We start from the raw sequence: 26,776 nt of genomic DNA on the forward strand, positions 1-26,776 counted from the left end.
GACATGACCGTACTGAAAACCCAACTCAACCCGCGCTCGGCCGACTTTCAGGCCAATGCGGCAGCGATGGATAGCGTGGTTGCCGACTTGCACGAAAAAGTCGAAAAGATCGCCCTCGGCGGCCCGGAAGCCGCCCGCCAGAAACATCTGGCGCGGGGCAAGCTGTTGCCGCGCGAACGGGTCAGCGGCCTGCTCGATCCCGGCACGCCATTCCTTGAAATCGGCCAGTTCGCCGCCTATGGCATGTACGGCGGCGATGTGCCGGCCGCTTCGGTGATTGCCGGCATCGGCCGGGTGCATGGCGTCGAATGCATGATCGTCGCCAACGATGCCACGGTGAAGGGCGGTACTTATTACCCGCTGACCGTCAAGAAACACCTGCGGGCCCAGGAAATCGCCCTGGAAAACCGGCTGCCCTGCGTCTATCTGGTCGATTCCGGCGGCGCCTTTTTGCCGATGCAGGACGAGGTCTTTCCGGACAAGGAACACTTCGGTCGCATTTTCTTCAACCAGGCCAACCTGTCGGCCCAGGGCATTCCGCAGATCGCCGCCGTGATGGGCTCATGCACGGCCGGCGGGGCCTACGTGCCGGCAATGTGCGACGAGTCGATCATCGTCAAGAACCAGGGCACGATCTTCCTGGGCGGCCCACCGCTGGTCAAGGCGGCGACCGGCGAGGTAGTGACCGCCGAAGACCTCGGCGGGGCCGACGTGCATACCCGCATTTCCGGCGTCGTCGATCATCTGGCCGAGAACGACGCCCATGCGCTGGCCATTGCCCGGCGCATCGTCAAGGATCTGAACTGGCAGAAGGCGCCGCCGGTCACCTTGACCGCCCCCAGTGAGCCGCGCTACCCGACGCAGGAACTGTACGGCGTCATTCCGACCGACAGCAAGAAACCCTTCGATGTCCGCGAAATCATCGCCCGCGTCGTTGACGACTCCGATTTCGACGAATTCAAGGCGCGCTACGGCACCACGCTGGTCTGCGGCTTTGCCCGGATTTACGGCTACCCGGTCGGTATCGTCGCCAACAACGGCATCCTGTTCAGCGAATCGGCCCTGAAAGGTGCCCATTTCATCGAACTGTGCGCCCAGCGCGGCATTCCGCTGGTTTTCCTGCAGAACATCACCGGCTTCATGGTCGGCCGCAAGTACGAAAACGGCGGCATCGCCCGCGACGGCGCCAAGATGGTCACCGCGGTGGCGACCGCCAAGGTGCCGAAATTCACCGTGGTCATCGGCGGCTCGTTCGGCGCCGGCAATTACGGCATGTGCGGCCGGGCCTACTCGCCGCGCTTCCTGTGGATGTGGCCGAATGCCCGGATTTCGGTGATGGGTGGCGACCAGGCGGCCGGCGTGCTGGCCACCGTCAAGCGCGACGGCATCGAAGCGGCCGGCAAGACCTGGAGCGCCGAGGAGGAAACCGCCTTCAAGGCGCCGATCCGCGAGCAGTACGAAACCCAGGGCCACCCCTACTACGCCAGCGCCCGCCTGTGGGACGACGGCATCATCGACCCGGCCGATACCCGCCGCGTGCTCGGTCTCGGCCTGTCCGCCGCAATGAACGCCCCAGCCGAAGAAACCAAGTTCGGCATCTTCCGAATGTAAGGAATAGACATGTTTACCACACTGGAAATCGAACTCTCGGGCAAGGTCGCAACGATCTGGATGAACCGTCCGGACATGCACAACGCCTTTGACGAAACGCTGATCGCCGAACTGACCGCCGCCTGCATCGCCCTTGACGCCGACCCCGATGTCCGCGTCGTCGTGCTCGCCGGTCGCGGCAAGAGCTTCTCGGCCGGCGCCGACCTTAACTGGATGAAGCGCGCCGCCAACAACGGCCTCGACGACAACCTAAACGATGCACGCGGCTTGGCCGGCATGCTGCGCACGCTGGCCGAGATGAAGAAGCCGACCATCGCCCGCGTCCAGGGTGCCGCTCTCGGCGGCGGCACCGGGCTGACCGCGGCCTGCGATATCGCCGTCGCATCGAGCAAGGCCTTCTTCGCCACCTCGGAAGTCAAGTTCGGCATCATCCCGTCGGCCATCAGCCCTTATGTTGTCCGCGCCATCGGCGCCCGTCAGGCCTACCGCTACTTCCAGTCGGCCGAACGGATCGACGCCGCCCGCGCCCGCGAACTCGGCCTGGTCCACGAAATGGTCGAGCCGGAGCAACTCGACGCCAAGGTGCAGGAAATCGTCGCCGCCCTGATCCTCGGCGGGCCGCTCGCCCAGGCCGCAGCCAAGGACCTGATCCGCGCCGTCGATAACCAGCCGATCAACCACACGCTGGTCGAAGACACCGCCCACCGCATCGCCCACCTGCGGGCGACGCCGGAAGCCCGCGACGGGATCGCCGCCTTCCTCGACAAACGCCCGCCCGCCTGGATTGGGGAATAGACCATGTTCAACAAGATTCTGATTGCCAACCGTGGCGAAATCGCCTGCCGGGTGATCAAGACGGCCCGCCGCATGGGCATCCGCACCGTCGCTGTCTATTCCGCAGCCGACGCCAACGCCCGCCATGTCCGGCTGGCCGACGAGGCGGTGCTGCTCGGCCCGGCCGCAGCTCGCGAGTCCTATCTGGTCGCCGACAAAATTCTCGACGCCGCCAGGCGCACCGGCGCCCAGGCCGTCCATCCGGGCTACGGCTTCCTCTCCGAAAATGCCGACTTTGCCGAGGCCTGCGCCGCCAGCGGCATCACCTTCATCGGCCCGCCGGCTTCGGCAATCCGCGCCATGGGTTCGAAATCGGAAGCCAAGAAGCTGATGGGCAAGGCCGCCGTGCCGCTGACCCCGGGCTACCACGGCGATGACCAGAACCCCGAGCTGCTGCATCGCGAAGCCGACCAGATCGGTTATCCGGTCCTGATCAAGGCGGCGGCCGGCGGTGGCGGCAAGGGCATGCGGCTGGTCGAACAAAGTGGCGATTTCCCCGACTCGCTCGCCTCGTGCAAGCGCGAAGCCGCATCCAGCTTCGGCAACGAGCATGTGCTGATCGAGAAGTACATCACCCGCCCCCGGCACATCGAAATCCAGGTCTTTGCCGACAGCCAGGGCAATTGCGTTTACCTGTTCGAGCGCGACTGCTCGGTGCAGCGCCGCCACCAGAAGGTGCTGGAAGAAGCCCCGGCCCCCGGCATGACGCCCGAGCGCCGCCGCCAGATGGGGGAAGCGGCCGTCGCCGCCGCCCAGGCGGTCGGCTATGTCGGTGCCGGGACGGTGGAGTTCATCGCCAATCAGGATGGCTCGTTCTATTTCATGGAGATGAACACCCGCCTGCAGGTCGAGCACCCGGTGACCGAAATGATCACCGGCCAGGATCTGGTCGAATGGCAATTGCGCGTTGCAGCCGGCCAGCCGCTGCCGCTCGCCCAGGAACAGTTGCAGATTCGCGGCCACGCGCTGGAAGCACGGATTTATGCCGAAGATGCCAACAAGGGCTTCCTGCCCTCGACCGGCCACCTGATCCGCCTGTCGCCGCCGGTCGAAAGCCTCAATGTGCGCGTCGATACCGGCGTCGAGGAAGGCGACGAGATCACCCCCTTCTACGACCCGATGATCGCCAAGCTGATCGTCTGGGACGAACACCGCGATGCGGCCCTGGCCCGCATGCGGAAAGCCCTGGCCGACTACCAGGTGGCCGGCGTCACCACCAATATCGACTTCCTGTCGCGCCTTGTCGCCTGCCCGGCCTTCGCCGGTGCCGATCTCGATACCGGCCTGATCGAACGACAGAAGGACTTCCTCTTCCCGGCCGCCCAGGCCGTGCCGCGCGATGCGCTGCTCGTCGCGACGGTCGGCGAACTGCTCTGGGAACAGCATGCCGCCAAACAAGCGGCGAAGACCAGCGGCGACCCTTGGTCGCCCTGGCACGCCCGCGACGGCTGGCGGATGAACCTGTCGTCGGCCCGCACCATCAGCTTCCGCACTCCCGCCCCCAAGGGGACTTGCTTCGCGGCGCAGGACGTCCCCTTGGGGGAAGATGGCGAAGCGCTGGTCGATGCGCACGTCCGCTACCGGCGCGATCGGTGGGAAATTACCGTCGCCGGCGAAACGACACTGGCCCGCGGCAAGAAGCTGGACGGCGACCGCTTTGCCGTCGAACTCGACGACCGCCGCTTGATGGCCAGCGTCGTCGCCGCCGACGACAAGCGCAGCCTGTTCTTGAACGGGAGCACGTACTCACTTCTCCGTGATGACCCGCTGCATCGTGTCGACGCCGGCGATAGCCACGGCGGCGGCCTGACCGCGCCGATGCCTGGCAAGGTCGTCGCCCTGCTCGCCCAACCCGGCCAGAAAGTGGAAAAAGGCACGCCGCTGCTCATCCTCGAAGCGATGAAAATGGAACACACCATCACCGCCCCAGCTGCCGGCACCGTCAAGGCCTTCTGTTACGCGGCAGGCGAACAGGTCAGCGACGGCGCGGCGCTGGTCGAGTTCGAAAGCCAGTAATCCCCACGAGGTCAGTCCATGTCCCTTCCCAGCCAGGTAAAAATTGTCGAAGTCGGCCCGCGCGACGGGCTGCAAAATGAAAAGCAGGTCGTGCCGACGGCGATCAAGATCGAACTGATCGAACGTCTGGCCGAGGCCGGCCTGCGCGTCATCGAGGCAACTTCTTTCGTCTCGCCGAAGTGGGTGCCGCAGATGGGCGACAACACGGCAGTCATGCAGGGCATCAAACGCCACCCGGCGACGGTGTACCCGGTCTTGACGCCGAATCTGCAGGGTTTCGATGCGGCGGTGCAGGCGGGCGCCACGGAAGTAGCCATTTTCGGTGCCGCTTCCGAGTCTTTCTCGCAGAAAAACATCAATTGCTCGATTGCCGAGAGCCTGAAACGCTTCGAACCCATCGTTTCGGCCGCCAGCGCGCTGGAAATCCCGGTCCGCGGCTATGTGTCCTGCGTCGTTGGCTGTCCCTACGAAGGGGCGATTGCACCGGCGCAGGCGGCCAGCGTCGCCAACCGGCTATTCGCTATGGGCTGCTACGAGGTCTCGCTCGGCGACACCATCGGCGTCGGCAACCCGGCCTCGATCGAGCGCATGATCGAAGCCTGCGCCCGCCTCTTGCCAATCGAAAAGCTGGCCGGCCATTACCATGACACCTACGGCATGGCGATTGCCAACATCCACGCCTCGTTGCAACTCGGCATGGCCGTTTTCGACAGCTCGATCGCCGGTCTAGGGGGTTGCCCCTACGCCAAAGGCGCCTCGGGCAACGTGGCGACCGAGGATGTTGTTTATTTATTGCAGGGCCTGGGCATTGAAACCGGCATCGATCTGGCTAAACTGGCAGCTATCGGGGAATGGATTTCCACCTCCCTCAATCGCCCGAACGGAGCCAAGGCCGGCCGGGCACTTTGTGCCAAAGCTACTGTGTGAGTCTGATTTCCGCTGTTGCCGATTTTCTGAAGCCCGCGCCGCGGCCGGGACCGGCTGTCCTCAAGGCGCTCGAACGGGTCGCCGAACTGGTCGATCCGCTGCTCCGGGTGGCACCGAATTTCGAGAAACAGCTGGCTTTTCCGGTAGAGCACGCGCTGGGTTATTGCGACGGACTGGTCGCGGCGCTGCCCGGACCGATCGAGATCAACCGCCAGGCCTTTGCCAGCAATCCGCTGGTCCATGCGCTGTTCGCCACAGCCGGCGATATCGACCAGATGCTCGGCCGCAGCCAGGCCGTGCGGGATTTCCTGGCCGAGCCGGGCTGCTGGGAGAGCGAGTACTTTTACGCGATGTTCGCGGCGCGCCGCCTGCAAAAGAAGCAGTTCGGCATGGTGCAGCAGGGCGACCTGATTCAGAACGATGTGCCGCAACAGGTCCTGTTCTTTTCCGACCATATACTGATCGCGCCGTGCTGCGATCTTGCGGTCACCTTGCACAAACTGCGCTGCCAGGCATTGGAAAGCCTGCTCCGCACCTTCAGCGCCCACGTCGAAGCGCTGCGCCAGGAGCGCGAAGGCTTGCGCGCCGATGTCTCGGTTGGGCGCTCCCACCTGACAGTGCTGCGCGGCAGCACACCGGGTTCGGAATACGAAGTGCGCACCCGACATCTCGCCGACCTCGACGCCCGCCTGCGCCAGAACGTCGAATCGTTGATGCCCGAACACCTGCTCGCCTCGCTGGCCGAGTTTCTCCGCTCGCCGGAACCGGCGCTCAGTCTGGCGCCGGTCAGCATTACCGTTGACCGCCTGGGCATCGTCCGCGAAGAGACGAGCCAGGATGTCGACGTGCACACCCTCAACTTTCCGGAACTATCTGCCCGCGACAAGCGTCTTCATCTGGTCATGCTCGCCAAAATAAGCCGCGACGAAGCACTCGAAGCCGTTGAGATGGTGCGCGATCAGCAACACCGGTTCATGCTCATCTAAATGCTCCCTTCACCCTGTATCAACATCTGTCGGATGGATGCCAACAACGGTCTGTGTCTCGGCTGTTTCCGGACCATCGAAGAAATCACCGTCTGGTCGCGGACCGACGATTCCCACCGGGCCCGCATCCTCGCCGCCATCGCCCGGCGCCGAGCCGAACACGACGCATTGCCGGGCGACGGCAAGCGCTGAGCCGATCATGGAAAACTACGAAGAAGACCAATATCTCTGCGTCGGGGTCTGCATGGCCGATCCCGATTCCGGCTACTGCCTGGGTTGCGGCCGGCCGCCGCTCGGTTCACCGCAAATCGTCGCCGAGGCGACCTGTCCATCGATCCAGCCGGCCAATATCAGTGCCGACCCGGACCACCCGGAATGAGCGTGCATCTGCCCGAGTCGCTGGTCGTTCTCGAACGCGGCTGGCTCTCGGCCAACAACATCCTTTGCCTGGAAGGCGAAAACGCCACGCTGGTCGATAGCGGTTACGTCGCGCATGCCGCCCAGACCGTCGAGCTGGTCGGCCATGCGCTGGATGGCCGGCAGTTGAAGCGGCTGTTCAACACCCATTCGCATTCCGACCATATCGGCGGCAACGCCGCCTTGCAGGCCCGGTTTGGTTGTTCAATCAGCGTGCCGGCCGGCCTGCATGCGGTGATTGCCGAATGGGACGAAAACGCCCTGCTTCTTTCGCCGCTCGGCCAGCAATCGGCGCGCTTCCAACACGACAGCCTGCTCGCCGCCGGCAGCGAAGTCGAAATGGCCGGCCTGAACTGGCAGTTGCTGGCCGTGCCCGGCCACGACATGGAAGCGCTCGCCTTCTACAACGCCGAACAGCGCATCCTGATTTCCGGCGATGCGCTGTGGGAAAACGGTTTCGGCGTGATTTTCCCGGAACTGCTCGGCGAGGCCGACGGTCTGGCCAGCACCCGGGCGACGCTGGAAATGCTCGCCCGGCTGCCCATCGACACGGTGATTCCCGGCCACGGCAAGCCGTTTGCCACGGTGGATGCGGCTTTCGCGCGGGCTTTCCGGCGCCTCGAGATGTTTACCGCCGAAATCGACAAACTGGCCTGGCACGCGATCAAGGTCATCGTCTCGTTCGCCATGATGGAGCGGCGGCGCATCGCCGCCGCCGATTTCCCCCGTTTCATCCTCAGCCTGCCGTTTGCCATCGACGTCAATAGCCGCTACCTGGGGCTTGACGAAGAGATGCTGGCGGCCCGGGTCGAACGCGATCTGCTGCTGGTCAACGCCTTGCGCCGCGAGGCCGGAGATCTGGTCGCAGGCTGATTCTCGCTGGATCGAGGCAGACCGATAACGTACAATCAAACCCTTATATGCAAAGGGTTTAATCAACATGAGTTTCCGTAATCGACTGCTGCTCGGCATGGCGCTGATCATGGCCGCCTTCATCGCGGCAATCGTCGTCTCCTACAGCGGCCTGCGCTCCACCTCGGCGCAATTCGGCACCTTCCTCGACGGGGTCGGCGCACTCAATCAGAATTACCGGGAAATGTACGCCCAGGGTTTGCAGATGGGCCAGGCCCTGCGCAACATCGTGCTCGACCCGGGCAATCCCAAGGCTTACCAGAATCTCGAAAAAGCCCGCAAGGATTTCGCCGCCGCGCGCGCCAGCGCCATCGCCGCCAGCGCGACGGTCGATGGCTTCGCCAGCAGCATCGGCCGCCTTGAACCGCTCGCCGCCGCCCAGACCGAAGCCCAGACGCAGGTCATGGCAGCCCTCAAGGCGGGCCAGATCGACGAAGGCAAAACCCTCATCAACAGCCGCGAAACGCCCGCCTGGCGGGCGCTGAAACAGGCCTTGCTGGACGATATCGGAGCCCTGCAGAAAATTGCCGATGCGCAGCGCAGCGCCGTCGCCACGCAGGTCGAACGCCTGCAAGGAATCATTCTCGGCTTGTCGATACTGGCCGTACTGATCGGGATTGCCAGTGCCCTCACCACCTTGGCCTATGTGCGCCGCGAACTCGGCGGCGAGCCGGCTTATGCCCGCCAGGTGGCCAATGCCGTGGCGATTGGCGACCTGACCCAGCCGATCGCCCTGAGCAGCGGCGACAGCAACAGCCTGCTCGCCGCGCTGGCCAGCATGCAGCAGCAACTGCGCCAGCTGGTCGGGACGCTGGCCAGCCATGCCCGCGATGTCGAGCAGACGGCTCGCCAGGTTGGCGAAGCAACCGAGCAAGTCGCCGCCGGCAGTCGCCAGCAGCTCGACCGGGCCGGCGAAATGGTCGGCAATGTGCAAAGCCTGGCGACCAGCCTGCGCGCCGTGATGTCGGCCGTCACCGAGGCCGAGCAGATTGTCGGCGCTTCAAGCAACATCTCCGGCAGCGGTGCCGCGCTGGCCAGCAAGGCGGCGAGCGAAACCGAGGCGATGGCCAATTCGGTTCGCGCCACGGCCGGCCACGTCCAGGAACTCGGCGCCCTCTCGGCGCAAATCAGTTCCATCCTCGGCGTCATTTCCGAGATTGCCGGCCAGACCAACCTGCTGGCGCTCAATGCCGCGATCGAAGCGGCCCGGGCCGGCGAACAGGGGCGCGGCTTCGCGGTGGTCGCCGACGAGGTGCGCAAGCTGGCCGAACGGACGACGCAATCGACCGCCGAAATTTCGGCCATGGTCGAAAGCATCCAGTCCGGCACCAAACGCGCCGTCGCCGGCATGGAATCGGGTTTGCTGCAGGTCGGCGACAGCGTCGACCTGTCGCATCAGGCCCGCGAAGCCTTCGACCAGATGAACGCCAGCTCGCTGCAGGTCACCCAGGTGGTCCAGCAGATTGCCACGGCGATCAGCGTCGAGAACGGCAACGAGAAAGCCCTGCAGTCGCATGTCGAACAAGTCCGCAACCTGATCGAGCAGAACGACCAGGCGATGCAGAATGTGGTCGGCTCGGCCGGCCGTCTGAATTCGACGTCGACCGCCTTGAGTCAGGCCATCGCCCGCTTCAAGGTCTGAGCCTCAGGCTTTCGGCAAGGCCCGCCGGACGAGTTGCACCCAGTAGCTGACTCCCAGGGTCAGCAACTCGTCATTGAAGTCGTAGTGCGGATTGTGCAGCGTGCAGCCGCCGGTGCCCGGGCCGTTGCCGAGCCAGACATAGCAGCCCGGCTTTTCGCGCAGCATATAGGCGAAATCCTCGGCGCCCATCGACGGCAGAATATCGGTGAGTACCCGTTCCGGACCAAAAACCTCGGCCGCCACGGCCTGGCAGAATTTTGCCTCAGCGACGCTGTTGACCGTCGGCGGATAGCGGTGGTCGAAATGCACGCTGATCTGTGCCCCGTTCGCCGCCGCAATGCCGCTGCACAGCCGCTCAATGGCCCGCTCGATGTTCTCCTGGACGTCCGCCTTGAAACTGCGGATCGTGCCGCGCAGCACCACTTCTTCCGGAATGATGTTCCACGCTTCGCCGGCATGGAACTGGGTAACGCTGACCACCGCCGACTCGCACGGATGCAACGTGCGGCTGACCACCGTTTGCAGGGCCTGCACCAGTTGCGCGCCGGCGACGATGGAATCGACGCCCTGATGCGGCATCGCCGCGTGGCAACCGTGGCCGCGCACGAAGATTTCGAAAGCGCAGGTGCCGGCCATTACCGGCCCCGGCATCGCCGCCATTTCGCCGACCGGAATGCCCGGCCAGTTGTGCAGGCCGAATACCGACTCGACGGGAAAACGCTCGAACAGGCCGTCTTCGATCATCACCGCGGCACCGCCTTCCGATTCCTCGGCCGGCTGGAAAATGAACACTGCGACGCCGTCGAAATCCGGATTGCCGGCCAGGTAGCGCGCCGCACCGAGCAGCATCGCGGTATGACCGTCATGGCCGCAGGCGTGCATCTTGCCGGCGTGCCGCGAGTGGTGCGGAAACTCGTTCATTTCGGCGAGCGGCAGGGCGTCCATGTCGGCCCGCAGGCCGATCATTTTGGACGAAGTGCCGGCCCGCAGTACGCCGACGACACCGGTTTTGGCGATGCCGCGATGCACCTCGAGGCCATAGCGTTCAAGTTCGCCGGCGACCAGGTCGGCCGTGCGCGCCTCGGCGAAGGCAAGTTCGGGATGGGCGTGGATGTCGCGCCGTTGCGCGGTCAGCTCGGCGAGGAAGGGTAAATCAAGCAGGGGAAGGGTCGGGGGCATGGTCGTCTCCTTATCGGTTTCCATTATGCCGCGGCTTGCCCCGCCGCGCCGCCTTGATTATGCTGCGACAAATGGAACTCGTTCTCATCAGCGGCCTCTCCGGCTCGGGCAAGTCGGTCGCCCTCAACCTTCTCGAAGACTCGGGCTATTACTGCGTGGACAACCTGCCGGTGGTCATGCTGACGATACTCGTCCCGATGCTGATGGAGGACGAAATCCGCAAGGTGGCAATCGCCATCGATGCCCGCTCCGGCCACGGCATCGAAATGCTGCCGGAAAAGCTGGCGAAACTCGTCGAATATGGCGTGCGCCCGAGCTTTCTCTTCCTCTACTCGAATGAGGAAACGCTGCTCAAGCGCTATTCCGAATCGCGCCGCCGTCATCCGCTGGCCAGCAACGGCAAGACGCTGGAAGAAGCCATCCGCAGCGAACGGAAGATGCTCGAGCCGATCGCCGGCCTCGGCCATCGCATCGATACCAGCGGCATGAAAGCCAATGCGCTGCGCGAGTGGGTGCGCCAGTTCATCGAAGCCGAGCCCGGCCAGGGCCTGACGCTGATGTTCGAATCATTCGGCTTCAAGCACGGCCTGCCGCTCGATGCCGACCTCGTCTTCGACGTCCGCTGCCTGCCCAACCCACATTACGACGTCGCATTGCGCCCGCTGACCGGCCGCGACCAACCGGTCATCGACTTCCTCGAAGCCGAGGAAGAAGTTCGCCGGATGCGCGACGACATCAGCCATTTCGTCGCCACCTGGCTGCCGGCCTATATCCGCGACAACCGCAGCTATCTGACGGTAGCGATCGGCTGCACCGGCGGCCAGCATCGTTCGGTTTATATTGCCGAATGGCTGGCCCGCGAATTCGCCGACCGCGCCCGCGTGCTGGTCCGCCACCGCACCCTGGCCGGCGGCTGACCGACCCACCATGCCCGATTCCCCGATTTGCCCGCCCGGCTCGCCCATTCCGGCCAGCCCGCTGCGGCGCTGGCCATAGTGCCCTGGCTGAGCCTGATCCGACCGGGCGACTGGCTGGTCATCCTGGCCGGCACGCTGCTGGTCGGCACCAGCATTCCGCTGTTCTGGCAGGGCGGCATGGCCGACCGGGCGATCATCCGCCAGGAAGGCAAGGTCTTTGCCGAGGTCGACCTGCGCAGCAAGCGGCAGTTCGAAATCAGCGGACCGCTCGGCACCACGCTGATCGCCGTCGAACCCGGGCGGGCCCGCGTCGTCTCCGACCCCGGGCCGCGCCAGTACTGCGTGCGCCAGGGCTGGTTGATGCGTCCCGGCGAAATCGCCATCTGCGCCCCCAATCGCGTCAGCGTCCAGATCACCGGGCGCACCAAGGTCTATGACTCGATCAATTACTGAACTCACGGTAACCAGCGAAGACCGCCGTGTCGCCTGGCTGGCCACTGCCGCCGTCGCACTGTCACTGGTCGATGCCGCCATTCCGTCGCCGCTGCCCGGCGTCAAGCCCGGCCTGGCCAATATCGTGACGCTGGTCGTCCTTGCTCGCTACGGCTGGGGCACGGCGGTCTGGGTCAGCGGCCTGCGCGTCCTGGCCGGCAGCCTGCTCCTCGGTTTCTTTCTCGCCCCCGGCTTCTTCCTGTCGCTGACCGGCACGACGCTCAGCCTGCTCACGCTGGGTCTGGCCCGCCACCTGCCGCAGCGCTGGTTCGGGCCGGTCAGCCTGAGCATCCTGGCCGCCTTTGCCCACATCGGCGGGCAATTGTTGCTGGCCAGGGTCTGGCTGATTCCGCACGACGGCATTTTCCTGCTGACCCCGGTCTTTGCCGGCGCAGCGCTGGTATTCGGCACCATCAACGGCCTGATCGCCGCTAAACTGCTGGCTGAACCCGCGCCATCGGAAACCCGCCATGCCTAAGACCATCTGCCTTGCCCTGACCGGCGCTTCCGGGATGCCCTACGGCCTGCGCCTGCTGGAATGCCTGCTCGACGCCGGCTGCCAGGTCCAGCTGCTCTACTCGCAGGCCGCCCAGGTCGTTGCCCGCCAGGAAATGGATTTCGAACTGCCGTCGCGCCCGGCCGAAACCAAGGCCGCCCTGCTCGCCCGTTTCCCGGCCGCCGATCCGGACAAGCTGCAGGTTTTCGGCCGCGAAGAATGGTTCGCCCCGGTCGCTTCCGGTTCCAACCCGCCCGATGCGATGGTCGTCTGCCCGTGCTCGATGGGCACGTTGGCGGCGATTGCCCAGGGGCTGGCCGACAACCTGATCGAACGCGCCGCCGACGTGGTGCTCAAGGAAGGCCGCAAGCTGGTGCTGGTTCCACGTGAAACGCCGTTCTCGGCCATCCACCTGGAAAACATGCTGCGCCTGGCGCGGGCCGGCGCCGTCATCCTGCCGCCCAGCCCCGGCTTCTACCACCATCCGCAAAGCGTCCAGGACATCGTCGACTTCGTTGTCGCCCGCGTCCTCGACCAGATCGCCGTCGGCCATACGCTGATGCAGCGCTGGGGCGAATGATGGGCTGGTTCGATTTCGTCCGCTCGCCAACCGGGGCCTCGGTCGATACCTTGCGCATCCCGCTGTTTCCGCTGAACGCCGTGCTCTTTCCCGGCGGCGTCCTGCCGCTGAAAATTTTCGAGCAACGCTATCTCGACATGGCCGCCGCCTGCCTGAAGGGCGACAAGCCCTTCGGCATCTGCCTGATCGCCAGCGGCGGCGAAACCGGCACCGCCGCCCAGCCGCACCCGGTCGGTACGCTGGCCACCATCGGCAACTGGGAAATGGAGCAGCTGGGCATCCTGATGATCACCGCCCACGGCGGCCGGCGGTTTCGCATCATCGAAACGCGGGTCGGCCCGGACAACCTGCTTGAAGCCTCCGTCGAACTGCTCGCCGATACGCTGCCGGCTACCCTGCCGGGCGAACGCGGGCGCCTGCTGCCGCTGCTCCGTCGGGTGGTCAACGACCTCGGCAACGAACGCATTCCCGAACCGCATCGCTACGATGACGCGGAATGGGTCGGCTACCGGATTACCGAAGTCCTGCCGATCCAGAACCTGGCCAAGCAGAAGCTGCTCGAACTGGAAGACCCGCTGGCCCGTCTGGAAATCCTCGAAAAGTTTCTCGACCAGCGCAAACTGCTCGGCTAAACGCCATCCCTGAAGTCTCGCAAGGCCTCGGCCAGCTCGGTCACCGTTGCCGTCCAGTCGCCCCGCTGCGCCTGCCGGAACAGCCGCATGGTCGGGTACCACGGGCTGTCGCTGCGCTGCTGCAACCACCGCCAGTCGGTCTTGTAAGCGGGCAGCAGTAACCAGCACGGCAGGCCGAGCGCCCCGGCCAGATGGGCAACCGCGGTATCGACGGCAATCAGCAGATCGAGCTGGCTGAGCATGGCCGCCGTATCGGCCATGTCCTCAATGGCCGGGCCAAGCGCGGTCAGCGGTAATCCTGACGGCACCGGCGCGGCTCCCGTCGCGCCTTGCTGGACGCTGAAGAAACGTACCCCGGCCAGCCGCCACAAGGGCGCCAGCACCTCCAGCCCGGGCAGCGAACGATCGGCATCGTTGGCGTGTTGCGGATTGCCGCGCCAGACCAGCCCGACCCGCAGGCCATCGCCGGCCAGCAGCGCGGCATGCCGGGCCACCCGCACGGGATCGACAAACAGGTAGGGGGTCGCCGACGGAATCGTGCTCAGCACCGTGCCGGCATGCAGTGGCAGACTGAGCAGGAAAACCCAGTAATCGTGGCTGTCCAGGTGCTGCTCGGCGTCGTTCAAACAGACCACCAGATCCGGGCCGGCCAGCGTCTTCAACAAGGCGTGTTGGCAGGGCCGGCCAAGCAGCGTCACTTGCCGCGGCCCCTGCGCCTTCAGCCAGGCAAGGTAGCGCACGAACTGGATTTCATCGCCCAGCCCCTGCTCGGCGATGACGACAATCGACTTGCCGGCCAGCGCCTCGCCCTGCCATTGCGGGCAAGATGGCGGCCGGCCCAGCGCCCCGCTGCCGGCCCCGGCGCGAACGTGCTGGCGCGCCTCGTAGAGCGGCCAGCCTTCGGCCAGACGGCCCTGCTGCAGCAACAACTGGGCAAAATTCATCCGCGCCTGCTGGGCGTCCGGCTGAAGTGCCAGCGCCGCGCGAAAACAGGCTTCCGCCTCGGCCGCCCGCCCCTGGTCGACGAGCAAAATAGCCAGATTGGAATGCGCTTTGGCAAACTCGGGCTTGAGCCGGATCGCCTCCCGGTACAGTTTTTCCGCCTCCGCCTCCTGCCCCGCCTTGAGCAGCAGGCCGGCCAGATTGGACCGAATTTCCGCCGAGTCGGGCGCCAGCGCCAAAGCCCGCCGCTGCTGAATTTCTGCCTCGTCCAGGCGGCCAAAGTCCTCCAGCAACAAGGCAAGATTGGCGGGCAGCTCCGGATCATCGGGAAAGGCTGTCAACGCCTGCCGATAGGCCGTTTCGGCCTCGCCACCCAGCCCCCGGCGATGCAAGGCAAGGCCCAGACTGTTGTGGGCCGTAACCAGCGACGGATCAAGTTCGAGCAGACGCCGCCAGCAAGCCACCGCATATTCGTCGTCACCCTCGCTGCCCGCGCAAGTCGCGGCAAGCTCGAGCAACGCCCCATCATCGGGAAACAGCGTCAGGCCCATCCGGGCCGTGCGCAACGCCTCGGCGGAAGAGCCGCGCAGGAACTGCAACTCCGCGAGCTCTACAAACGGGTTATCCATCGGGCAGTGAAGACCATGATCACCAAAGTTGCTCAGTATCTACGAAAACATCAGATCACCTCTGTTACCGACTCTAGGTGGCAACAACCTGATGATTGGCCGATAGCGGCACGAAACTCGAACTTGCGCCGTCGAGTGCATCGATCACCCCTTTCTCGATGTCGTACACCCAACCGTGCAGGTTCAGGCGGCGCTGCGCGAGGGCTAGCGCGACCGACGGATGAGTACGGATATTGGCGAGCTGGGCGATCACGTTCTGGCGCACCAGCGCATCAGCTTTCTCCTGCTGGGTCGCGTACACCTGGGAGGCGACGATGGCCTTGGCGGAATCCGCGTGGCGCAACCAGTGGGCGACCGCCGGCAGATGGTCGAGGCATTGGCAGCTGGAAATTGCCGCCATCGCGCCACAATTCGAATGACCACATATCACGATATCGCTGACCTGAAGGACAGATACCGCATACTCGACCGTTGCCGAAACACCGCCGGGCTCCGGCCCGTAGGACGGCACGATGTTGCCCGCGTTGCGAATGACGAACAGGTCGCCCGGCTCCTGCTGCGTAAACAGTTCCGGCACCACCCGGCTATCCGAGCAGGTCACAAACAGCACCTTGGGGTTCTGCCGCTGCGCCAATTGCTTGAACAGCTGCGTTCTTTCCGGAAAGACATCCTTTTGAAACTTCAAGAAACCTTCAATCACCTTTTGCACTGCTTAACTCCGGGAGCGTATCTGATGGGAAATGCCAGCAATAGAGCTGGGATGAGCAGAGAAGTTCCAAGTGCGCTTCTGACCAGTTACCGGAAATTGGCACAGCCGTGGGTTTCTGAAACTCAGTGTAAAGCCGACATTGCTTGAGCAGCTACTCGACGTCGGCAACCGGCTCAGGTCAGCCAGAAGCGGACAGGCAGGAGGCCATGGTGGATATCGCTGGAGAAATGACCGAGGGCGCCATGTTACGGCGCCCTCCGGCAATTCTTCAACTCAGCGCAAAAACGGTTTCCGTTCCCTCGTCCCAGCCGTCCCACAGGTAGTCGTTGGCCTTGCCGTCGGCGATCAGGCGCAGGGCGTAATTGACCTGTTCCTTGTAGAAATCGCAGAAGGCACCGATCTTGTCCATGCCGCCGTTCATCTCGAAGGCTTCGGCCGGACACGGTGAGCCGCAGAAATGGCGGATCGCACAGTCGCCGCACGGGCTGAACTTGTCCACATCTCGCGTCGTAACGGTCTGGAAGGCCGGTGAGGCCAGAGCCGCCTCGACGCCATCGACCAGCAGGTTGCCGCCCCGGAAGTTGGGCAGGCCGATGAACTCGCTGCACGGGTAGAGGCCGCCGTCGGCGGCCAGCGCGAAGAAGGCGCGACCGCCGCCGCAGGGCGAAATGTCGCACATCAACCGGCGCGCCGTCGGGGCCAGGATGCCAATCAGGATATTGGCGAAATTGGCGACCATCAGCTTGCGGCCGGTCTCCCGGTACAGCTCGTGGGTGCGGTCCATGGCGGCGAAGAAGGCCTTGGCCATGTCGCCGTCGGCCGGCTTGACGCCGCGCGCCCCGGGCAGGGTGCAGCGCACGGTGTTGAGCATGCAGGTCGGCACCTCTTGGGCGTGGAACAGCTCGACCATGCGCGTCAGATAAGGCAGGTTCTCGGTCGTGCAGGTCGTGATGACGCTCCATGAACCGTAGCCGCGCAGCTTCTCCATGGTGCGCAGCACCTTGTCGTGCACGCTCTTGCCGCCCCAGGTCCGGCGCGTTGCATCGGTAATCTCGGCCAGCGGGCCGTCGAGCGAGAGGCCGATGCTGACATTGCGCGAGGTCAGGAAATCGAGCGCCGCATCGTCGAGCAGTGTGCCGTTGGTCTGCAGGCCGAAGATGAAATCGTCGCCAAAGGCGTCGATCGCTTCGAAGACAGCGGCCTGGTTCATCAGAGGCTCGGCGCCGTGGAAAATGGCGCGCGGCTTGCGGCCGTCCGGCATCACCGAGCGGAAGTAGTCGCACAGCTTACCGAGCGAAGCGTGCAACAGTTCGGCCGACATGTGCGTGCCGCTGCTGCGCTGGGTATCGGGCAGATAGCAGTAGGTGCAGTTGAGATTGCAGCGCTCGGTCGGGTTGAGATAGACGCCGGAGGGTTTCAGTTCAAAGCGCAGGGCATGCAACTCCTGCCGGAACCCATCGGCCTTCTCGCGATAGGCGGCAAGCGTCGCCGAATCGAGCCCCTCGCCGACCTTGTTCTTGTCAACCAGAGCCCAGAAGGCGGTGTCGGGATCGGTCACGGCGGCGTAGACATCATGGCCGATGTCGACAGGCAGAAAATGCGGGTCGCGCAGCGCTCCCTCAGGAAGCGCTGCGGTCATTTGGCCGCCTTCTTGTCCATCAGCACGTAGTGCGACAGGCCCATGCCTTCCGGGTTGCAGCTCTTACGCACGGCGATGGTCGGGGCGACCGACGCAGTCTGACTGATCGGCGTTTGCGGGTGTTTAACGGTTGAAGTCACAGTTTTGGTCATGTTCCACTCCTCGGGAATGCAAAAACAAAAAGGGCTCCGGCTGACTGCACGCTTTTCGCATGCAGTCAGCCGGAGCCCTTGCCTTGGCTCCTGATTGGTATCGATTCGTCTTCTGGCTTCCGGATCAGCCGAAGCGCTGCGCCTTCCCTGCGTGGTATGCCCCGCAAGTGGCTGGTCTGGCGACCATGCAGTCTTCGTCCCCGGTTACAGCGGCGGGCCCGCCACGGATTCGCACCGTGTTCCGTATCTCGATACCGATAGGAGCGCGGATTCTCTCAAAGCGCCGCGAAAACAGTCAAGTGTCTTAGAACCTGTTCACGGTCTTCCGAGCAAGAGCGCGAGAAAGGCGGGGCGAATGATCGCTCCGCCACCCAGTGCTGGGGTATGACGGCAATGATGTGTAGTTCGCTTCGTTTGGCGATTTGAGTGTGGACACGGAAAAGGTCTTCAATGGCATGGCCAACTTTGAATGCTTCCTTGCTGATGCCACTGGGTCGCATTCGGCCCCACGCGTGCCGCAGGTATATCTGTTAGTTGGTACGTTGAAGTCTGCCTTCTGAAAGCCAGGAGGTCTGCAAAGAGCACGGCGCCGACGTAGGCACAAGTCGCAAACTGGAAAACTGCCGAAGGGAAGTGGAGCGGGCGATGAGAATCGAACTCACGGCTCTAGCTTGGGAAGCTAGGGTATTACCATTATACGACGCCCGCTCTGGGCAGAAGGCCGCATTCTAAGCGGAGAAGCCGCCGCGAACAACCTTGTCAGAGGTCGGCCAGTTTCCGGTACTGGCCGGCGTGGAAAAGCAGCGGCGCGAGATCCGGCGTCTCGCTGAATTTTTCGATGCGGCCGATGAAGACGGTGTGGTCGCCGGCGACGTGCGCCGTTTCGTTGGCGACTTCGAAGCTCGAGCAGCAGGCCGGGAAGACCGGCGCCCCGCCTGCCCCCGGCTGCCAGGGCAGGCCGACGAAACGGTCGGTCGGCCAGGTGGCGAAACGGTTCGAGAGATCCTGTTGGGTAACCGACAGGATGTTGATCGCGTGGTGGCTGGCCCGGCGGAAGGCTTCGAGATTGTGCGAGCCGTTGTCGAGGCACCACAGGACAAGCGGCGGCTCGAGCGATACGGCGGAGAAGGAATTGACGGTCAGGCCGATCGGATGCCCATCCGGATCGATGGCCGTGACGACAGCAATGCCGGTGGCAAAACGGCCGAGGGCATTACGCAGTGCACGGGTATCAGTTTGGGCTTGGGTCATCGGGGTCGATCAGGCTAGGGGCGGCGAAAAGGCCGTATTATCCGTGCTCCCGTAGCCGACGTCGAGGCAGAATTGGCCGTTCCCAATGCATTTACCGCACATCTGATCGCCTGGCAGCAAGTCGCCGGGCGCCACGACCTGCCCTGGCAGAAAACCCGCGATCCTTACCGCATCTGGCTTTCCGAGATCATGTTGCAGCAAACGCAGGTGACGACGGTGATCCCGTATTACCAGCGCTTCCTCGCCAGTTTTCCCGATGTCCAGGCGCTGGCAGCGGCGTCGATCGATAAGGTCAGCGAACACTGGGCCGGCCTCGGCTACTACGCCCGGGCGCGCAATCTGCACCGTTGCGCCGGGCAGATTGTTGCGCTGCACGGCGGCAAATTCCCCGAATCCGCCGAACAGCTGAGCGAACTGCCCGGTATCGGGCGGTCTACAGCGGCGGCCGTTGCCGCTTTTGCCTTTGGCCAGCGCGCGGCGATTCTCGATGGCAATGTCAAACGCGTCCTCTGTCGGCACTTCGGGATCGCCGGCTTTCCCGGTGCGGTAGCCGTCCATAGCAAGTTATGGGAGCTGGCGGAAGAACTGCTGCCGGATAGCGGCATCGAAACCTATACGCAGGGCCTGATGGATCTCGGCGCAACGCTGTGCACGCGCAGTCGGCCGCGCTGCGCCGATTGCCCGGTGGCCGGCAGCTGCGTCGCCCGGCGCGATGGACGCCAGGGCGAATTGCCGGAAGCGCGACCACGGGCAGCGGTGCCGGAACGCACGACGAGCTTTGCCTTGATTGTCGACGGGTCGCGCCTGCTGCTCCAGCGGCGACCGCCGAGCGGCTTGTGGGGCGGCCTGCTGGTGCCACCGGAGGGCGACATCGACGGCATCCTCGCCCGGCTCGGCCTGAACGCCGCGCAGCAGCAGCCGTTGCCGCCGCTGAAACATGCCTTCACGCACTTTCGCCTGACCTTGCAGCCGGTACTCTGCCGCGTCGCGGCGAACCCGGGGATTGCCGAACCAGGCCTCGAATGGGTCGATCTCGACAAGGCGGCCGAGGCCGGCGTGCCGGCGCCGATCAAGAAACTGATCAGGCTGGTAGCCAGCGCAAGGGACTGAGCCCCCAACGCTCGTAGCTCTCGGCGCGGACGATCTGGCCGTAGTGATTGCCGACTTTCCGGGTCAGGTCGATCTCGACCGGCGTCACGTACTGGTGGCGGGCGGCGTGGTAAATGACCCGGACGATCGGGCTGAGCAGATTGTCGTGGTGCAGTTCCTCAACCACCGCCAGATGGCCGCTTTCCAGCAGGACCAGGGTGCCGACCGGATAGATCCCGACGGTGCGGACAAAGGCGGTGACCAGCGACGGGTCGAACTGGGTGCCGCCCTGATCGTACAGCTGGCGCAAAGCATCCGAGGGCGAAATGGCCGGCCGGTAGGGGCGATCCGAAGTCATCGCGTCGTAACTGTCGACAATCGCCGCCATCCGGCCGGCCACTGAAATTCCGTCGCCGGCCATCCGGTAAGGGTAGCCGCAGCCGTTATAGCGCTCGTGATGTTCGAGAACGACGGCCACCGAGGTTTCCGACAGGTGCGAGGTCGCTTCGAGAACGCTCAGCCCTTCCTCGACATGGCTCTGGACCACCGAGTATTCGGCCTGCGAGAGCATGCCGGGCTTGGTGATCAGGCGGGCATCGAGGGCCGCCTGGCCGATGTCCTTGAGCATGGTGCCGAGCGCCAGTTTTTCGATTTCCGGCTGCGCCATGCCTTGTTTCTGGCCAAAGGCAATGATCAGCGCCGCGGTCGCCACGGCGTGTTCGGTGGCATAGGTCGCGGCTTGCTTGAGGCGGGCCAGCGGGGCCAATGCATCCGGGTTGCGGCTGACCGATTCGATCATCTTGCTGACCACCGGTTCGAGACGGGCGGCATCGACTTCGCGGCCGCCCCGCGCGGCGAGCATCAGATCGCTCACCGTCGCGCTGGCTTCGGTGATCAGGCGGCTGGCCCGCCGGCGTTCCTCACCCAGAGAAATCGTCGCCGGGCTTGCCTTGAGCCGCTCGGCCCGCGACATGAAGGTGCGCTCGACGAAGTGGTACGGAACCGGCGGCGGGGCTGGCGGTGGCAAGTCGATGCCCCTGGCGGTGTCGATGCTGACCTGGACGATGCCTTCCTCGAGCAGCCGGCCGATCTGCGCTTCATCGCGGACGAAAAAGCGCCGCCGCCAGAACGAGTGCTCCAGCCAGTGCCGATGCAGATCCACCACATACATGCCGGGCAGCAGCTGCCGAATCGGAATCTGGCGGATCACGCTGGCTATCCCGCCCTATTTCTTTGCCGCTTCGGCTTCGTGCCGTTCGGCCTGCTGCATCTTCCGGGCAACGCGGGCCTCGTGGTCTTCGCGCTTCTTGCGCTGCTGCTCCGCCTCGGCCGCCTTGCGGCGGGCGCCTTCCTCGGCTTGTCGCGCCTTGTTGGCCCGGGTCGCTGCCGCCTCGGCCTCGGCCGCCTGCCGCGCCTCGCCGGTTTCCACGGCCCGGCTTTCACGTTCCACCGCCCGTTGCGGCGCCGCCTCGGCCTGACGCCGGTCCTTATCGGCCAGCTGTTCCTTCTTGACTGCGCGCTCCAGCGCCTTGCCCTCGATCTCCAGATTGCTCGCCGCGCGGCCGGACAGCATGTGCTCGTGGCGCGCCTGGTCAAGACACTGGTTCACCAGAAAATTCTTCCGACATTGCGCACTTTTCTGCTCGAAAATCCGCTCGGCCTCGTCCTTGCGCGCCCGGCTCTCGCTCTGCAGCGCCTCCGCCTTGTCGAGGCGGAGCTGCCAATCGGCCTCCAGTTCCGGGCTCGGCCCGCTATCGGCGGCCAGGGCCGGACAACTGAAGGCAAGCAGCAGGATCAGGCGGGCAGCCAGTGATAGGGATCGATTTTCCATTTTTCGTAATTCTCAAAACTGGCGATGCGGTCCTGCACCTTGGCGAGATCGACGATCTCCGGCGGAATGTAGTGCTGCTGACCGGCATGGTAAAAAATCCGCACCACCGGTTCGAGCAGGCTTTTCTCGTTTTGTTCGACAACCACGCCCATCCGCTTGCTGTCGAGCTGGACCAGCGTGCCGGTCGGGTAAATGCCGATGGCCCGGATGAAAGCCTGGACCAGCTGCGGATCGAAGTGGTGGGCGCTCCATTCGAGCAGCTTCTTCAGCGCTTGCGTCGGCGACATGCCCTTGTGATAGACGCGCTCGGAGGAAATCGCATCGTACACATCGACGATGGCCGCCATCTGCCCGTAGAGCGAAATACCCCCGCCGGCCAGCTTGTCCGGATAACCGCTGCCATCGAAACGCTCATGGTGCTGGCTGGTGACCTGCCGGGCAATTTCGCCGATACCCGGCGTCTGTTCGAGCAACAACCTGCCTTGCGCGACGTGCGACTGGATCCGGACATATTCGTCGTCGGTCAACTTAGCCGGCTTGTTGAGAATCTCGTCCGGTATCCGCGCCTTGCCGACATCGTGCAGAAGCCCGCCCAGCGCCATCTCCTTGATGACTTCCTTGGACAGCTTCATGCCCCGGCCGAAAGCGACCAGCAAGGCACAGACGCTGACCGAATGCTCGAAGGTGTAATCGTCGTGATTCTTCAGACGGGCCAGCGGCAGCAGCGCATCCTGGTTGCGGAAGATCGAATCGACCATGTTCTCGACCAGCGGCTCGATGCGGTCGATCTGGATCTGCTGGCCCATGCGGATGTCGTCCATCATGTGGCGAACGATCTTGTTGGCTTCGCCATGCAAGCGCCGGGCGCGCACCGATTCCTCGGTCAGCTCGGTGGCAATCGGCTTTTCCGGCGGCTTCCGGGCGATTTCCTGCAGCCGCTGGTCGAGATCGGCATTGACTTCGCGCTGGCTGCGCGCCGCCCAGACATCGGCACCTTTGACCGTGTCGATGTACAACTCACGGATGCCGACCTCGGCAATCTTGTCTACGGTTGCCAGATCGCGCACATAGAAGGCATTGGACAGGAAAGGGTGGTCGAGCCAGCCGCAATTCAGGTCATGGACATACATGCCGGGCTTGAGCTGGTCGACGCGAATCTGCTTGATCATGCAGAAGATTTTAGCAGCCCACCGCTATAATTCGCGGCCTTATGATCGCCCTTCGTCAAGTCACTTTTGCCCGTGCCGGCCGCCCGCTGGTCATCGATGCCTCCGTTCAGCTCCACCCCGGCTGGAAGGTCGGCGTCGTCGGCGCCAACGGGTGCGGCAAATCCAGCCTGTTTGCGCTGCTCTCCAACGAGTTGCACGCCGAATCCGGCGATGTCGAGATCCCGGCCAGCTGGCACATCGCGCGCGTCGCCCAGGAGACGCCGGCCTTGCCCGATGCGGCGCTCGAGTTCGTGCTCGACGGCGACGTCGAACTGCGCCGCGTCGAGCGCGAACTGGCCGCCGCCGAAGCGGCCGGCGACGGCGTCGCGATCGGCCACCTGCATGCCCGCTATGGCGAAATCGAGGGCTACTCAGCCAAGGCCCGCGCCGCCGAAGTGCTGCACGGCCTCGGCTTCAAGGATGCCGACTTCACCCGCCCGGTCGCCGATTTCTCCGGCGGCTGGCGGGTTCGCCTCAATCTGGCCCGCGCCCTCTCCTGCCGCGCCGACCTGTTGCTGCTCGACGAGCCGACCAACCACCTCGATCTCGACGCCGTGTTCTGGCTGGAAAGCTGGCTGAAGAACACGCCGGCCACGCTGCTGCTCATTTCGCACGACCGCGACTTCCTCGATGCCGTGGTCGGCCAGATCATGTCCATCGACCTGCAGCGGCTGACCCTGACGACCGGCGGCTATTCCGACTACGAACGGGCCCGCGCCGCCCGGCTGGCCACCCAGCAATCGGCCTTCGAGGCGCAGCAACGGCAGATCGCCCACCTCTCCAGCTACATCGAACGCTTTCGCGCCCAGGCCACCAAGGCCCGCCAGGCGCAGAGCCGGATCAAGATGCTGGAACGGATGGAAACGGTGGCCGCGGCCCACGTCGACTCGCCTTTCCATTTCAGCTTCCGCCAGCCAACCGCGCTGCCCGACCCGCTGCTGACGATAGAAAGAGCCTCGGCCGGCTATATCGACCGGAAGATTCTCGACAACATCTCGCTGACCCTCCGTCCGGGCTGCCGCATCGGCCTGCTTGGCCGCAACGGCGCCGGCAAATCGACGCTGATCAAGCTGCTGGCCGGCACCATCGCCCAGCAGGGCGGCGAGCGCAAGGAGGCCAAGGCGCTGAACATCGGCTACTTCGCCCAGCACCAGCTCGAACAGTTGCGCCCCGACGAATCGCCGCTGCAGCACTTGGCCCGCCTCGAACCGACCACCCCGGAACAGGAACTGCGCGACTACATCGGCGGCTTCGACTTCCGCGGCGACATGGCGATGCGCGCCATCGAACCCTTCTCCGGCGGCGAAAAATCTCGTCTGGCGCTGGCCCTGCTGATCCGCACCAAGCCCAACCTGCTGCTGCTCGACGAGCCGACCAACCACCTCGACCTCGAAATGCGCGAAGCCCTGACCTTCGCCATGCAGGATTTTGCCGGCGGCATGGTCTTCGTCTCGCACGACCGCCACCTGCTGCGCACCTGCGCCGACGAACTGCTGCTGGTCGCCGACGGCAAGGCCGAGCCCTTCGACGGTGACCTCGACGATTACGCCGCCTGGCTGGCCAGCCAGCGCAATGCCGAAAAAGCGGCCGAACCGGAGCTCCTCGCCGAAAAAACCGAGCGCCTGCAGCAACGGGCCGACGCCAAGGCCAGCCGGCAGGCCGTGCTCGCCCAGCGCCGGCCGCTGGTCAAGGAAATCGAGCAACTGGAGAAGAAGCTCGCCAAGTGGCACGAGGAAAAGACCGCTCTGGAAGCGCAGTTTGCCGATCCGGCCTTCTACACCACGGTCGACCGGGCGAAAAGCGAGGAAATGCACAAGCAGGCCGGGCAGCTCGGCGACCAAATCGACGCGGCGGAAATGCGCTGGCTGGAAGTGCATGAAGCGCTGGAAGCATTGCCGGCTGTCGACTGACCGCCCCCAGCATTAGCCCACCATGACCACGCCCCCGCCCCGCCTGCCCAAACCCGACGTCTGCCTGCCGAACGGCTCGGCCGAACTGGCCATGCTCGATGTCTACATGCCGATGATGAAGTCGGCGGCGATCATCTCCGCCAGCCGCCTCGGCCTGTTCGAAGCCCTGGCCGGCGGCCCGCTGGCCATCGTCACGCTGGCCGCGAAAATCCACGCCAGCCTGGAAGGTACAGCCCGCCTGGTCGATTTCCTGGTCAGCATCGCTTATCTCGAGGAACAGGATGACTGCGTCGCCAATTCGGCGAGCACCCAGCGCTGGTTCACCAGCGCCGGCCAGATCGACTACACGCCGGGCGTGCTGTGGACGCATGCCGCCTGGTCGATGATGGGCAACCTGGCCGAAGCGGTGAAAGCCGGCATGCCGGAAAAGACGCTGTGGGACAACATGCTCGAACAACCGGAGCTAGGCCCGCTGTTCTCGTCCTACATGCGGGCCTTTTCGCACGATCTCGGCCCCGACCTGCTCAAGCACGTGCCGATTGCCGACGGCCACCAACGCCTGCTCGACCTCGGCGGCTCGCACGGCCTGCATTCGATCCGTTTCTGCCAGCGCTATCCGCAGCTCGAAGCGCTGATCGTCGATCTGCCGACGGCTTTGGCCGACACCGCCACCACCATCGAACAGGAGCAGCTCTCCGACCGCGTCCGCCTGCGCCCGGGCGACGTCCTGCATTGGGACTGGGGCGGTCAGCACGATGTCGTCTTCTACCTGTCGGTCGCCCACAACCAGAGCGCCGACGACAACCGCCAGGTCATCGCCAAAATCGGCGAGACGCTGCGCCCGGGCGGTTTTCTGGTCATTCACGAATACCTGCACGACGAGACGCCCAGCGCCTTCCAGGCCGCTTTCCGTCTGACGCTGCTCTACGAGACCGGGACCCGCACCTATCATTACGACGACTACACCGAATGGCTGACGGCGGCCGGGTTCACGGCAATCGAGCGGATCGATCTCGACCCGCTGGAAAAGGGTTCGCTGATCCTCGCCCGGCGCTAACTTAATGCCCGGAAGCCGCGGCAAAGCAGGCGAAATCCACGCCGCATCAGGTAAAATTTCGTCTTTCCGAACACCTCCGCAGGAGCCTCACCGTGCAAATCGTCTGCCTTGACCTCGAAGGGGTCCTCGTCCCTGAAATCTGGATCGAATTCTCCAAGCGGACGGGTATTCCCGAGCTGATGCGCACGACGCGCGACGAGCCGGACTACGACAAGCTGATGACCTACCGCCTGGACATCCTGCGCCAGCACAAGCTCGGCCTGCCGGACATCCAGAAGGTGATTGGCGAAATGGGCCCGATGCCGGGTGCCCGCGCCTTCCTCGACAAGCTGCGCGAGGATTACCAGGTCGTCATCCTGTCCGACACCTTCTACGAATTCGCCCATCCGCTGATGCGTCAGCTCGGCTGGCCGACGCTGTTCTGCCATTCGCTGGAAGCCGACACGGAAGGCATGCTGGTCGCCTACCACCTGCGCATGCCGGACCAGAAGCGCGAAGCGGTCAAGCGCTTCAAGGAACTGAAATTCACCATCGTCGCCGCCGGCGACAGCTACAACGACACGGCGATGCTCGGCGAAGCCCACGGCGGCATCCTGTTCCACCCGCCGGAAAACGTCATCCGCGAATTCCCGCAGTACCCGGTCGTGCTGAACTACGACGACCTGCGCAGTGAAATCGACAAGGCGTTTCTAGCTGCCTAGTTGCCTGGGATCCAGTT

At 64.5% G+C, this 26,776-nt stretch carries 27 protein-coding genes, 1 tRNA gene and 1 riboswitch; of the genes, 18 read left to right on the forward strand and 10 right to left on the reverse strand.

What is annotated here, in order from left to right:
* Window positions 1-3: 3 nt before the first annotated feature.
* From ACLIKD_RS18210 to ACLIKD_RS18250, 9 genes are all read left to right on the forward strand, one after another.
* Window positions 4-1,611, forward strand: coding sequence for a carboxyl transferase domain-containing protein (locus ACLIKD_RS18210; protein ID WP_428826135.1), 1,608 nt, complete (start codon window positions 4-6; stop codon window positions 1,609-1,611).
* A gap of 9 nt (window positions 1,612-1,620) precedes the next feature.
* Complete coding sequence (locus tag ACLIKD_RS18215; protein WP_428826136.1) at window positions 1,621-2,406, forward strand: enoyl-CoA hydratase/isomerase family protein; 786 nt, start codon at window positions 1,621-1,623, stop codon at window positions 2,404-2,406.
* Between the two features lie 3 nt (window positions 2,407-2,409).
* Window positions 2,410-4,461, forward strand: a complete 2,052-nt coding sequence (locus ACLIKD_RS18220) for an acetyl/propionyl/methylcrotonyl-CoA carboxylase subunit alpha (RefSeq protein WP_428826137.1) — start codon at window positions 2,410-2,412, stop codon at window positions 4,459-4,461.
* An 18-nt stretch (window positions 4,462-4,479) separates the two neighbouring features.
* Window positions 4,480-5,388 carry a hydroxymethylglutaryl-CoA lyase gene (locus ACLIKD_RS18225; RefSeq protein ID WP_428826138.1) on the forward strand — a complete coding sequence of 303 codons (909 nt, stop codon included), beginning with the start codon at window positions 4,480-4,482 and terminating at the stop codon, window positions 5,386-5,388.
* Complete coding sequence (locus tag ACLIKD_RS18230; protein ID WP_428826139.1) at window positions 5,385-6,374, forward strand: hypothetical protein; 990 nt, start codon at window positions 5,385-5,387, stop codon at window positions 6,372-6,374. The genes ACLIKD_RS18225 and ACLIKD_RS18230 overlap by 4 nt, the downstream gene beginning before the upstream one ends.
* Complete coding sequence (locus tag ACLIKD_RS18235; RefSeq protein ID WP_428826140.1) at window positions 6,375-6,566, forward strand: DUF1289 domain-containing protein; 192 nt, start codon at window positions 6,375-6,377, stop codon at window positions 6,564-6,566.
* 7 nt (window positions 6,567-6,573) lie between these two features.
* A complete protein-coding gene (locus ACLIKD_RS18240; protein WP_428826141.1) occupies window positions 6,574-6,753 on the forward strand; it encodes a DUF1289 domain-containing protein in 180 nt (59 codons plus the stop codon).
* Window positions 6,750-7,664 (forward strand): MBL fold metallo-hydrolase, encoded by a 915-nt coding sequence (locus ACLIKD_RS18245; protein ID WP_428826142.1) that lies wholly within the window; start codon window positions 6,750-6,752, stop codon window positions 7,662-7,664. The genes ACLIKD_RS18240 and ACLIKD_RS18245 overlap by 4 nt, the downstream gene beginning before the upstream one ends.
* A gap of 67 nt (window positions 7,665-7,731) precedes the next feature.
* Complete coding sequence (locus ACLIKD_RS18250; RefSeq protein WP_226417871.1) at window positions 7,732-9,345, forward strand: methyl-accepting chemotaxis protein; 1,614 nt, start codon at window positions 7,732-7,734, stop codon at window positions 9,343-9,345.
* Window positions 9,346-9,348: 3 nt separating this feature from the next.
* On the opposite strand, the gene ACLIKD_RS18255 is transcribed toward ACLIKD_RS18250, so the two are convergent.
* Window positions 9,349-10,524 carry a M20 aminoacylase family protein gene (locus ACLIKD_RS18255; RefSeq protein ID WP_428826143.1) on the reverse strand — a complete coding sequence of 392 codons (1,176 nt, stop codon included), beginning with the start codon at window positions 10,522-10,524 and terminating at the stop codon, window positions 9,349-9,351.
* Window positions 10,525-10,595: 71 nt separating this feature from the next.
* Here ACLIKD_RS18255 and rapZ point away from each other — a divergent pair, with 71 nt between their 5' ends.
* From rapZ to ACLIKD_RS18280, 5 genes are read left to right on the forward strand one after another with little or no spacing between them, the layout of a single operon-like run.
* Window positions 10,596-11,441: an RNase adapter RapZ gene (gene rapZ / locus ACLIKD_RS18260; protein ID WP_226417869.1), complete on the forward strand. Its 846-nt coding sequence runs from the start codon at window positions 10,596-10,598 to the stop codon at window positions 11,439-11,441.
* A gap of 27 nt (window positions 11,442-11,468) precedes the next feature.
* Window positions 11,469-11,894 carry a NusG domain II-containing protein gene (locus ACLIKD_RS18265; RefSeq protein WP_428826144.1) on the forward strand — a complete coding sequence of 142 codons (426 nt, stop codon included), beginning with the start codon at window positions 11,469-11,471 and terminating at the stop codon, window positions 11,892-11,894.
* The gene (locus ACLIKD_RS18270) at window positions 11,875-12,411 is read left to right on the forward strand and encodes a Gx transporter family protein (protein WP_226417868.1); all 537 of its coding nucleotides are present in this window, start codon (window positions 11,875-11,877) and stop codon (window positions 12,409-12,411) included. Before ACLIKD_RS18265 ends, ACLIKD_RS18270 begins: the two co-directional genes overlap by 20 nt.
* A complete protein-coding gene (locus ACLIKD_RS18275) occupies window positions 12,404-13,009 on the forward strand; it encodes a flavin prenyltransferase UbiX (RefSeq protein WP_226417867.1) in 606 nt (201 codons plus the stop codon). Before ACLIKD_RS18270 ends, ACLIKD_RS18275 begins: the two co-directional genes overlap by 8 nt.
* On the forward strand, window positions 13,006-13,641 hold the full coding sequence (locus ACLIKD_RS18280) for an LON peptidase substrate-binding domain-containing protein (RefSeq protein ID WP_428826145.1): 636 nt from the start codon (window positions 13,006-13,008) through the stop codon (window positions 13,639-13,641). Before ACLIKD_RS18275 ends, ACLIKD_RS18280 begins: the two co-directional genes overlap by 4 nt.
* Here the strand turns inward: ACLIKD_RS18280 and ACLIKD_RS18285 are convergent.
* The 6 genes from ACLIKD_RS18285 to ACLIKD_RS18310 all read right to left on the reverse strand — a co-directional run bounded on the left by ACLIKD_RS18285 (window position 13,638) and on the right by ACLIKD_RS18310 (window position 18,963).
* Window positions 13,638-15,212, reverse strand: coding sequence for a tetratricopeptide repeat protein (locus ACLIKD_RS18285; RefSeq protein ID WP_428826146.1), 1,575 nt, complete (start codon window positions 15,210-15,212; stop codon window positions 13,638-13,640). The two genes, ACLIKD_RS18280 and ACLIKD_RS18285, sit on opposite strands and share 4 nt — an antisense overlap.
* Before the next feature lie 73 nt (window positions 15,213-15,285).
* Complete coding sequence (locus ACLIKD_RS18290; RefSeq protein WP_428826147.1) at window positions 15,286-15,921, reverse strand: carbonic anhydrase; 636 nt, start codon at window positions 15,919-15,921, stop codon at window positions 15,286-15,288.
* A gap of 268 nt (window positions 15,922-16,189) precedes the next feature.
* The gene (gene cbpB, locus ACLIKD_RS18295; RefSeq protein WP_428826148.1) at window positions 16,190-17,560 is read right to left on the reverse strand and encodes a peptide-modifying radical SAM enzyme CbpB; all 1,371 of its coding nucleotides are present in this window, start codon (window positions 17,558-17,560) and stop codon (window positions 16,190-16,192) included.
* Window positions 17,557-17,712, reverse strand: a complete 156-nt coding sequence (cbpA, locus tag ACLIKD_RS18300; protein WP_226417863.1) for a modified peptide precursor CbpA — start codon at window positions 17,710-17,712, stop codon at window positions 17,557-17,559. The genes cbpB and cbpA overlap by 4 nt, the downstream gene beginning before the upstream one ends.
* A gap of 85 nt (window positions 17,713-17,797) precedes the next feature.
* A riboswitch (cobalamin riboswitch) is annotated at window positions 17,798-17,986 on the reverse strand.
* A gap of 360 nt (window positions 17,987-18,346) precedes the next feature.
* Window positions 18,347-18,420 (reverse strand) — tRNA-Gly (locus ACLIKD_RS18305).
* Window positions 18,421-18,471: 51 nt separating this feature from the next.
* On the reverse strand, window positions 18,472-18,963 hold the full coding sequence (locus ACLIKD_RS18310; RefSeq protein ID WP_428826149.1) for a flavin reductase family protein: 492 nt from the start codon (window positions 18,961-18,963) through the stop codon (window positions 18,472-18,474).
* A gap of 72 nt (window positions 18,964-19,035) precedes the next feature.
* Here ACLIKD_RS18310 and mutY point away from each other — a divergent pair, with 72 nt between their 5' ends.
* Window positions 19,036-20,073: an A/G-specific adenine glycosylase gene (gene mutY / locus ACLIKD_RS18315; protein ID WP_428826150.1), complete on the forward strand. Its 1,038-nt coding sequence runs from the start codon at window positions 19,036-19,038 to the stop codon at window positions 20,071-20,073.
* Here the strand turns inward: mutY and ACLIKD_RS18320 are convergent.
* The 3 genes from ACLIKD_RS18320 to ACLIKD_RS18330 are packed head-to-tail and all read right to left on the reverse strand — an operon-like array spanning window position 20,045 to window position 23,052.
* Window positions 20,045-21,262, reverse strand: coding sequence for an HD-GYP domain-containing protein (locus tag ACLIKD_RS18320; RefSeq protein ID WP_428826151.1), 1,218 nt, complete (start codon window positions 21,260-21,262; stop codon window positions 20,045-20,047). The two genes, mutY and ACLIKD_RS18320, sit on opposite strands and share 29 nt — an antisense overlap.
* A gap of 15 nt (window positions 21,263-21,277) precedes the next feature.
* Entirely contained in the window at window positions 21,278-21,883 is a 606-nt protein-coding gene (locus ACLIKD_RS18325; RefSeq protein ID WP_428826152.1) for a hypothetical protein, read from the reverse strand.
* Complete coding sequence (locus ACLIKD_RS18330) at window positions 21,847-23,052, reverse strand: HD-GYP domain-containing protein (RefSeq protein WP_428826153.1); 1,206 nt, start codon at window positions 23,050-23,052, stop codon at window positions 21,847-21,849. Before ACLIKD_RS18330 ends, ACLIKD_RS18325 begins: the two co-directional genes overlap by 37 nt.
* Window positions 23,053-23,093: 41 nt before the next feature.
* Here ACLIKD_RS18330 and ACLIKD_RS18335 point away from each other — a divergent pair, with 41 nt between their 5' ends.
* The 3 genes from ACLIKD_RS18335 to thrH all read left to right on the forward strand — a co-directional run bounded on the left by ACLIKD_RS18335 (window position 23,094) and on the right by thrH (window position 26,759).
* On the forward strand, window positions 23,094-25,001 hold the full coding sequence (locus tag ACLIKD_RS18335) for an ATP-binding cassette domain-containing protein (RefSeq protein WP_428826154.1): 1,908 nt from the start codon (window positions 23,094-23,096) through the stop codon (window positions 24,999-25,001).
* 22 nt (window positions 25,002-25,023) lie between these two features.
* Complete coding sequence (locus tag ACLIKD_RS18340) at window positions 25,024-26,058, forward strand: methyltransferase (protein WP_428826155.1); 1,035 nt, start codon at window positions 25,024-25,026, stop codon at window positions 26,056-26,058.
* 92 nt (window positions 26,059-26,150) lie between these two features.
* The gene (gene thrH / locus ACLIKD_RS18345; RefSeq protein ID WP_226417855.1) at window positions 26,151-26,759 is read left to right on the forward strand and encodes a bifunctional phosphoserine phosphatase/homoserine phosphotransferase ThrH; all 609 of its coding nucleotides are present in this window, start codon (window positions 26,151-26,153) and stop codon (window positions 26,757-26,759) included.
* Window positions 26,760-26,776: the final 17 nt, after the last annotated feature.

The sequence above is a fragment of the Azonexus sp. IMCC34842 genome (genome assembly GCF_050368855.1).
GTDB lineage: Bacteria > Pseudomonadota > Gammaproteobacteria > Burkholderiales > Rhodocyclaceae > Azonexus > Azonexus denitrificans_A.

What these genes read in the sequence shown, in the direction of transcription:
- ACLIKD_RS18240 (WP_428826141.1), top strand. Translation starts at nt 6,574, where the DNA reads ATGGAAAACTACGAAGAAGACCAATATCTCTGCGTCGGGGTCTGCATG.
- ACLIKD_RS18280 (WP_428826145.1), top strand. Translation starts at nt 13,006, where the DNA reads ATGATGGGCTGGTTCGATTTCGTCCGCTCGCCAACCGGGGCCTCGGTC.
- ACLIKD_RS18210 (WP_428826135.1), top strand. Translation starts at nt 4, where the DNA reads ATGACCGTACTGAAAACCCAACTCAACCCGCGCTCGGCCGACTTTCAG.
- ACLIKD_RS18310 (WP_428826149.1), bottom strand. Translation starts at nt 18,963, where the DNA reads ATGACCCAAGCCCAAACTGATACCCGTGCACTGCGTAATGCCCTCGGC.
- ACLIKD_RS18325 (WP_428826152.1), bottom strand. Translation starts at nt 21,883, where the DNA reads ATGGAAAATCGATCCCTATCACTGGCTGCCCGCCTGATCCTGCTGCTT.
- ACLIKD_RS18340 (WP_428826155.1), top strand. Translation starts at nt 25,024, where the DNA reads ATGACCACGCCCCCGCCCCGCCTGCCCAAACCCGACGTCTGCCTGCCG.
- ACLIKD_RS18275 (WP_226417867.1), top strand. Translation starts at nt 12,404, where the DNA reads ATGCCTAAGACCATCTGCCTTGCCCTGACCGGCGCTTCCGGGATGCCC.
- ACLIKD_RS18285 (WP_428826146.1), bottom strand. Translation starts at nt 15,212, where the DNA reads ATGGATAACCCGTTTGTAGAGCTCGCGGAGTTGCAGTTCCTGCGCGGC.
- ACLIKD_RS18220 (WP_428826137.1), top strand. Translation starts at nt 2,410, where the DNA reads ATGTTCAACAAGATTCTGATTGCCAACCGTGGCGAAATCGCCTGCCGG.
- cbpA (WP_226417863.1), bottom strand. Translation starts at nt 17,712, where the DNA reads ATGACCAAAACTGTGACTTCAACCGTTAAACACCCGCAAACGCCGATC.
- cbpB (WP_428826148.1), bottom strand. Translation starts at nt 17,560, where the DNA reads ATGACCGCAGCGCTTCCTGAGGGAGCGCTGCGCGACCCGCATTTTCTG.
- ACLIKD_RS18250 (WP_226417871.1), top strand. Translation starts at nt 7,732, where the DNA reads ATGAGTTTCCGTAATCGACTGCTGCTCGGCATGGCGCTGATCATGGCC.
- rapZ (WP_226417869.1), top strand. Translation starts at nt 10,596, where the DNA reads ATGGAACTCGTTCTCATCAGCGGCCTCTCCGGCTCGGGCAAGTCGGTC.
- ACLIKD_RS18255 (WP_428826143.1), bottom strand. Translation starts at nt 10,524, where the DNA reads ATGCCCCCGACCCTTCCCCTGCTTGATTTACCCTTCCTCGCCGAGCTG.
- ACLIKD_RS18225 (WP_428826138.1), top strand. Translation starts at nt 4,480, where the DNA reads ATGTCCCTTCCCAGCCAGGTAAAAATTGTCGAAGTCGGCCCGCGCGAC.
- ACLIKD_RS18235 (WP_428826140.1), top strand. Translation starts at nt 6,375, where the DNA reads ATGCTCCCTTCACCCTGTATCAACATCTGTCGGATGGATGCCAACAAC.
- ACLIKD_RS18215 (WP_428826136.1), top strand. Translation starts at nt 1,621, where the DNA reads ATGTTTACCACACTGGAAATCGAACTCTCGGGCAAGGTCGCAACGATC.
- ACLIKD_RS18330 (WP_428826153.1), bottom strand. Translation starts at nt 23,052, where the DNA reads ATGATCAAGCAGATTCGCGTCGACCAGCTCAAGCCCGGCATGTATGTC.
- ACLIKD_RS18270 (WP_226417868.1), top strand. Translation starts at nt 11,875, where the DNA reads ATGACTCGATCAATTACTGAACTCACGGTAACCAGCGAAGACCGCCGT.
- ACLIKD_RS18245 (WP_428826142.1), top strand. Translation starts at nt 6,750, where the DNA reads ATGAGCGTGCATCTGCCCGAGTCGCTGGTCGTTCTCGAACGCGGCTGG.
- ACLIKD_RS18335 (WP_428826154.1), top strand. Translation starts at nt 23,094, where the DNA reads ATGATCGCCCTTCGTCAAGTCACTTTTGCCCGTGCCGGCCGCCCGCTG.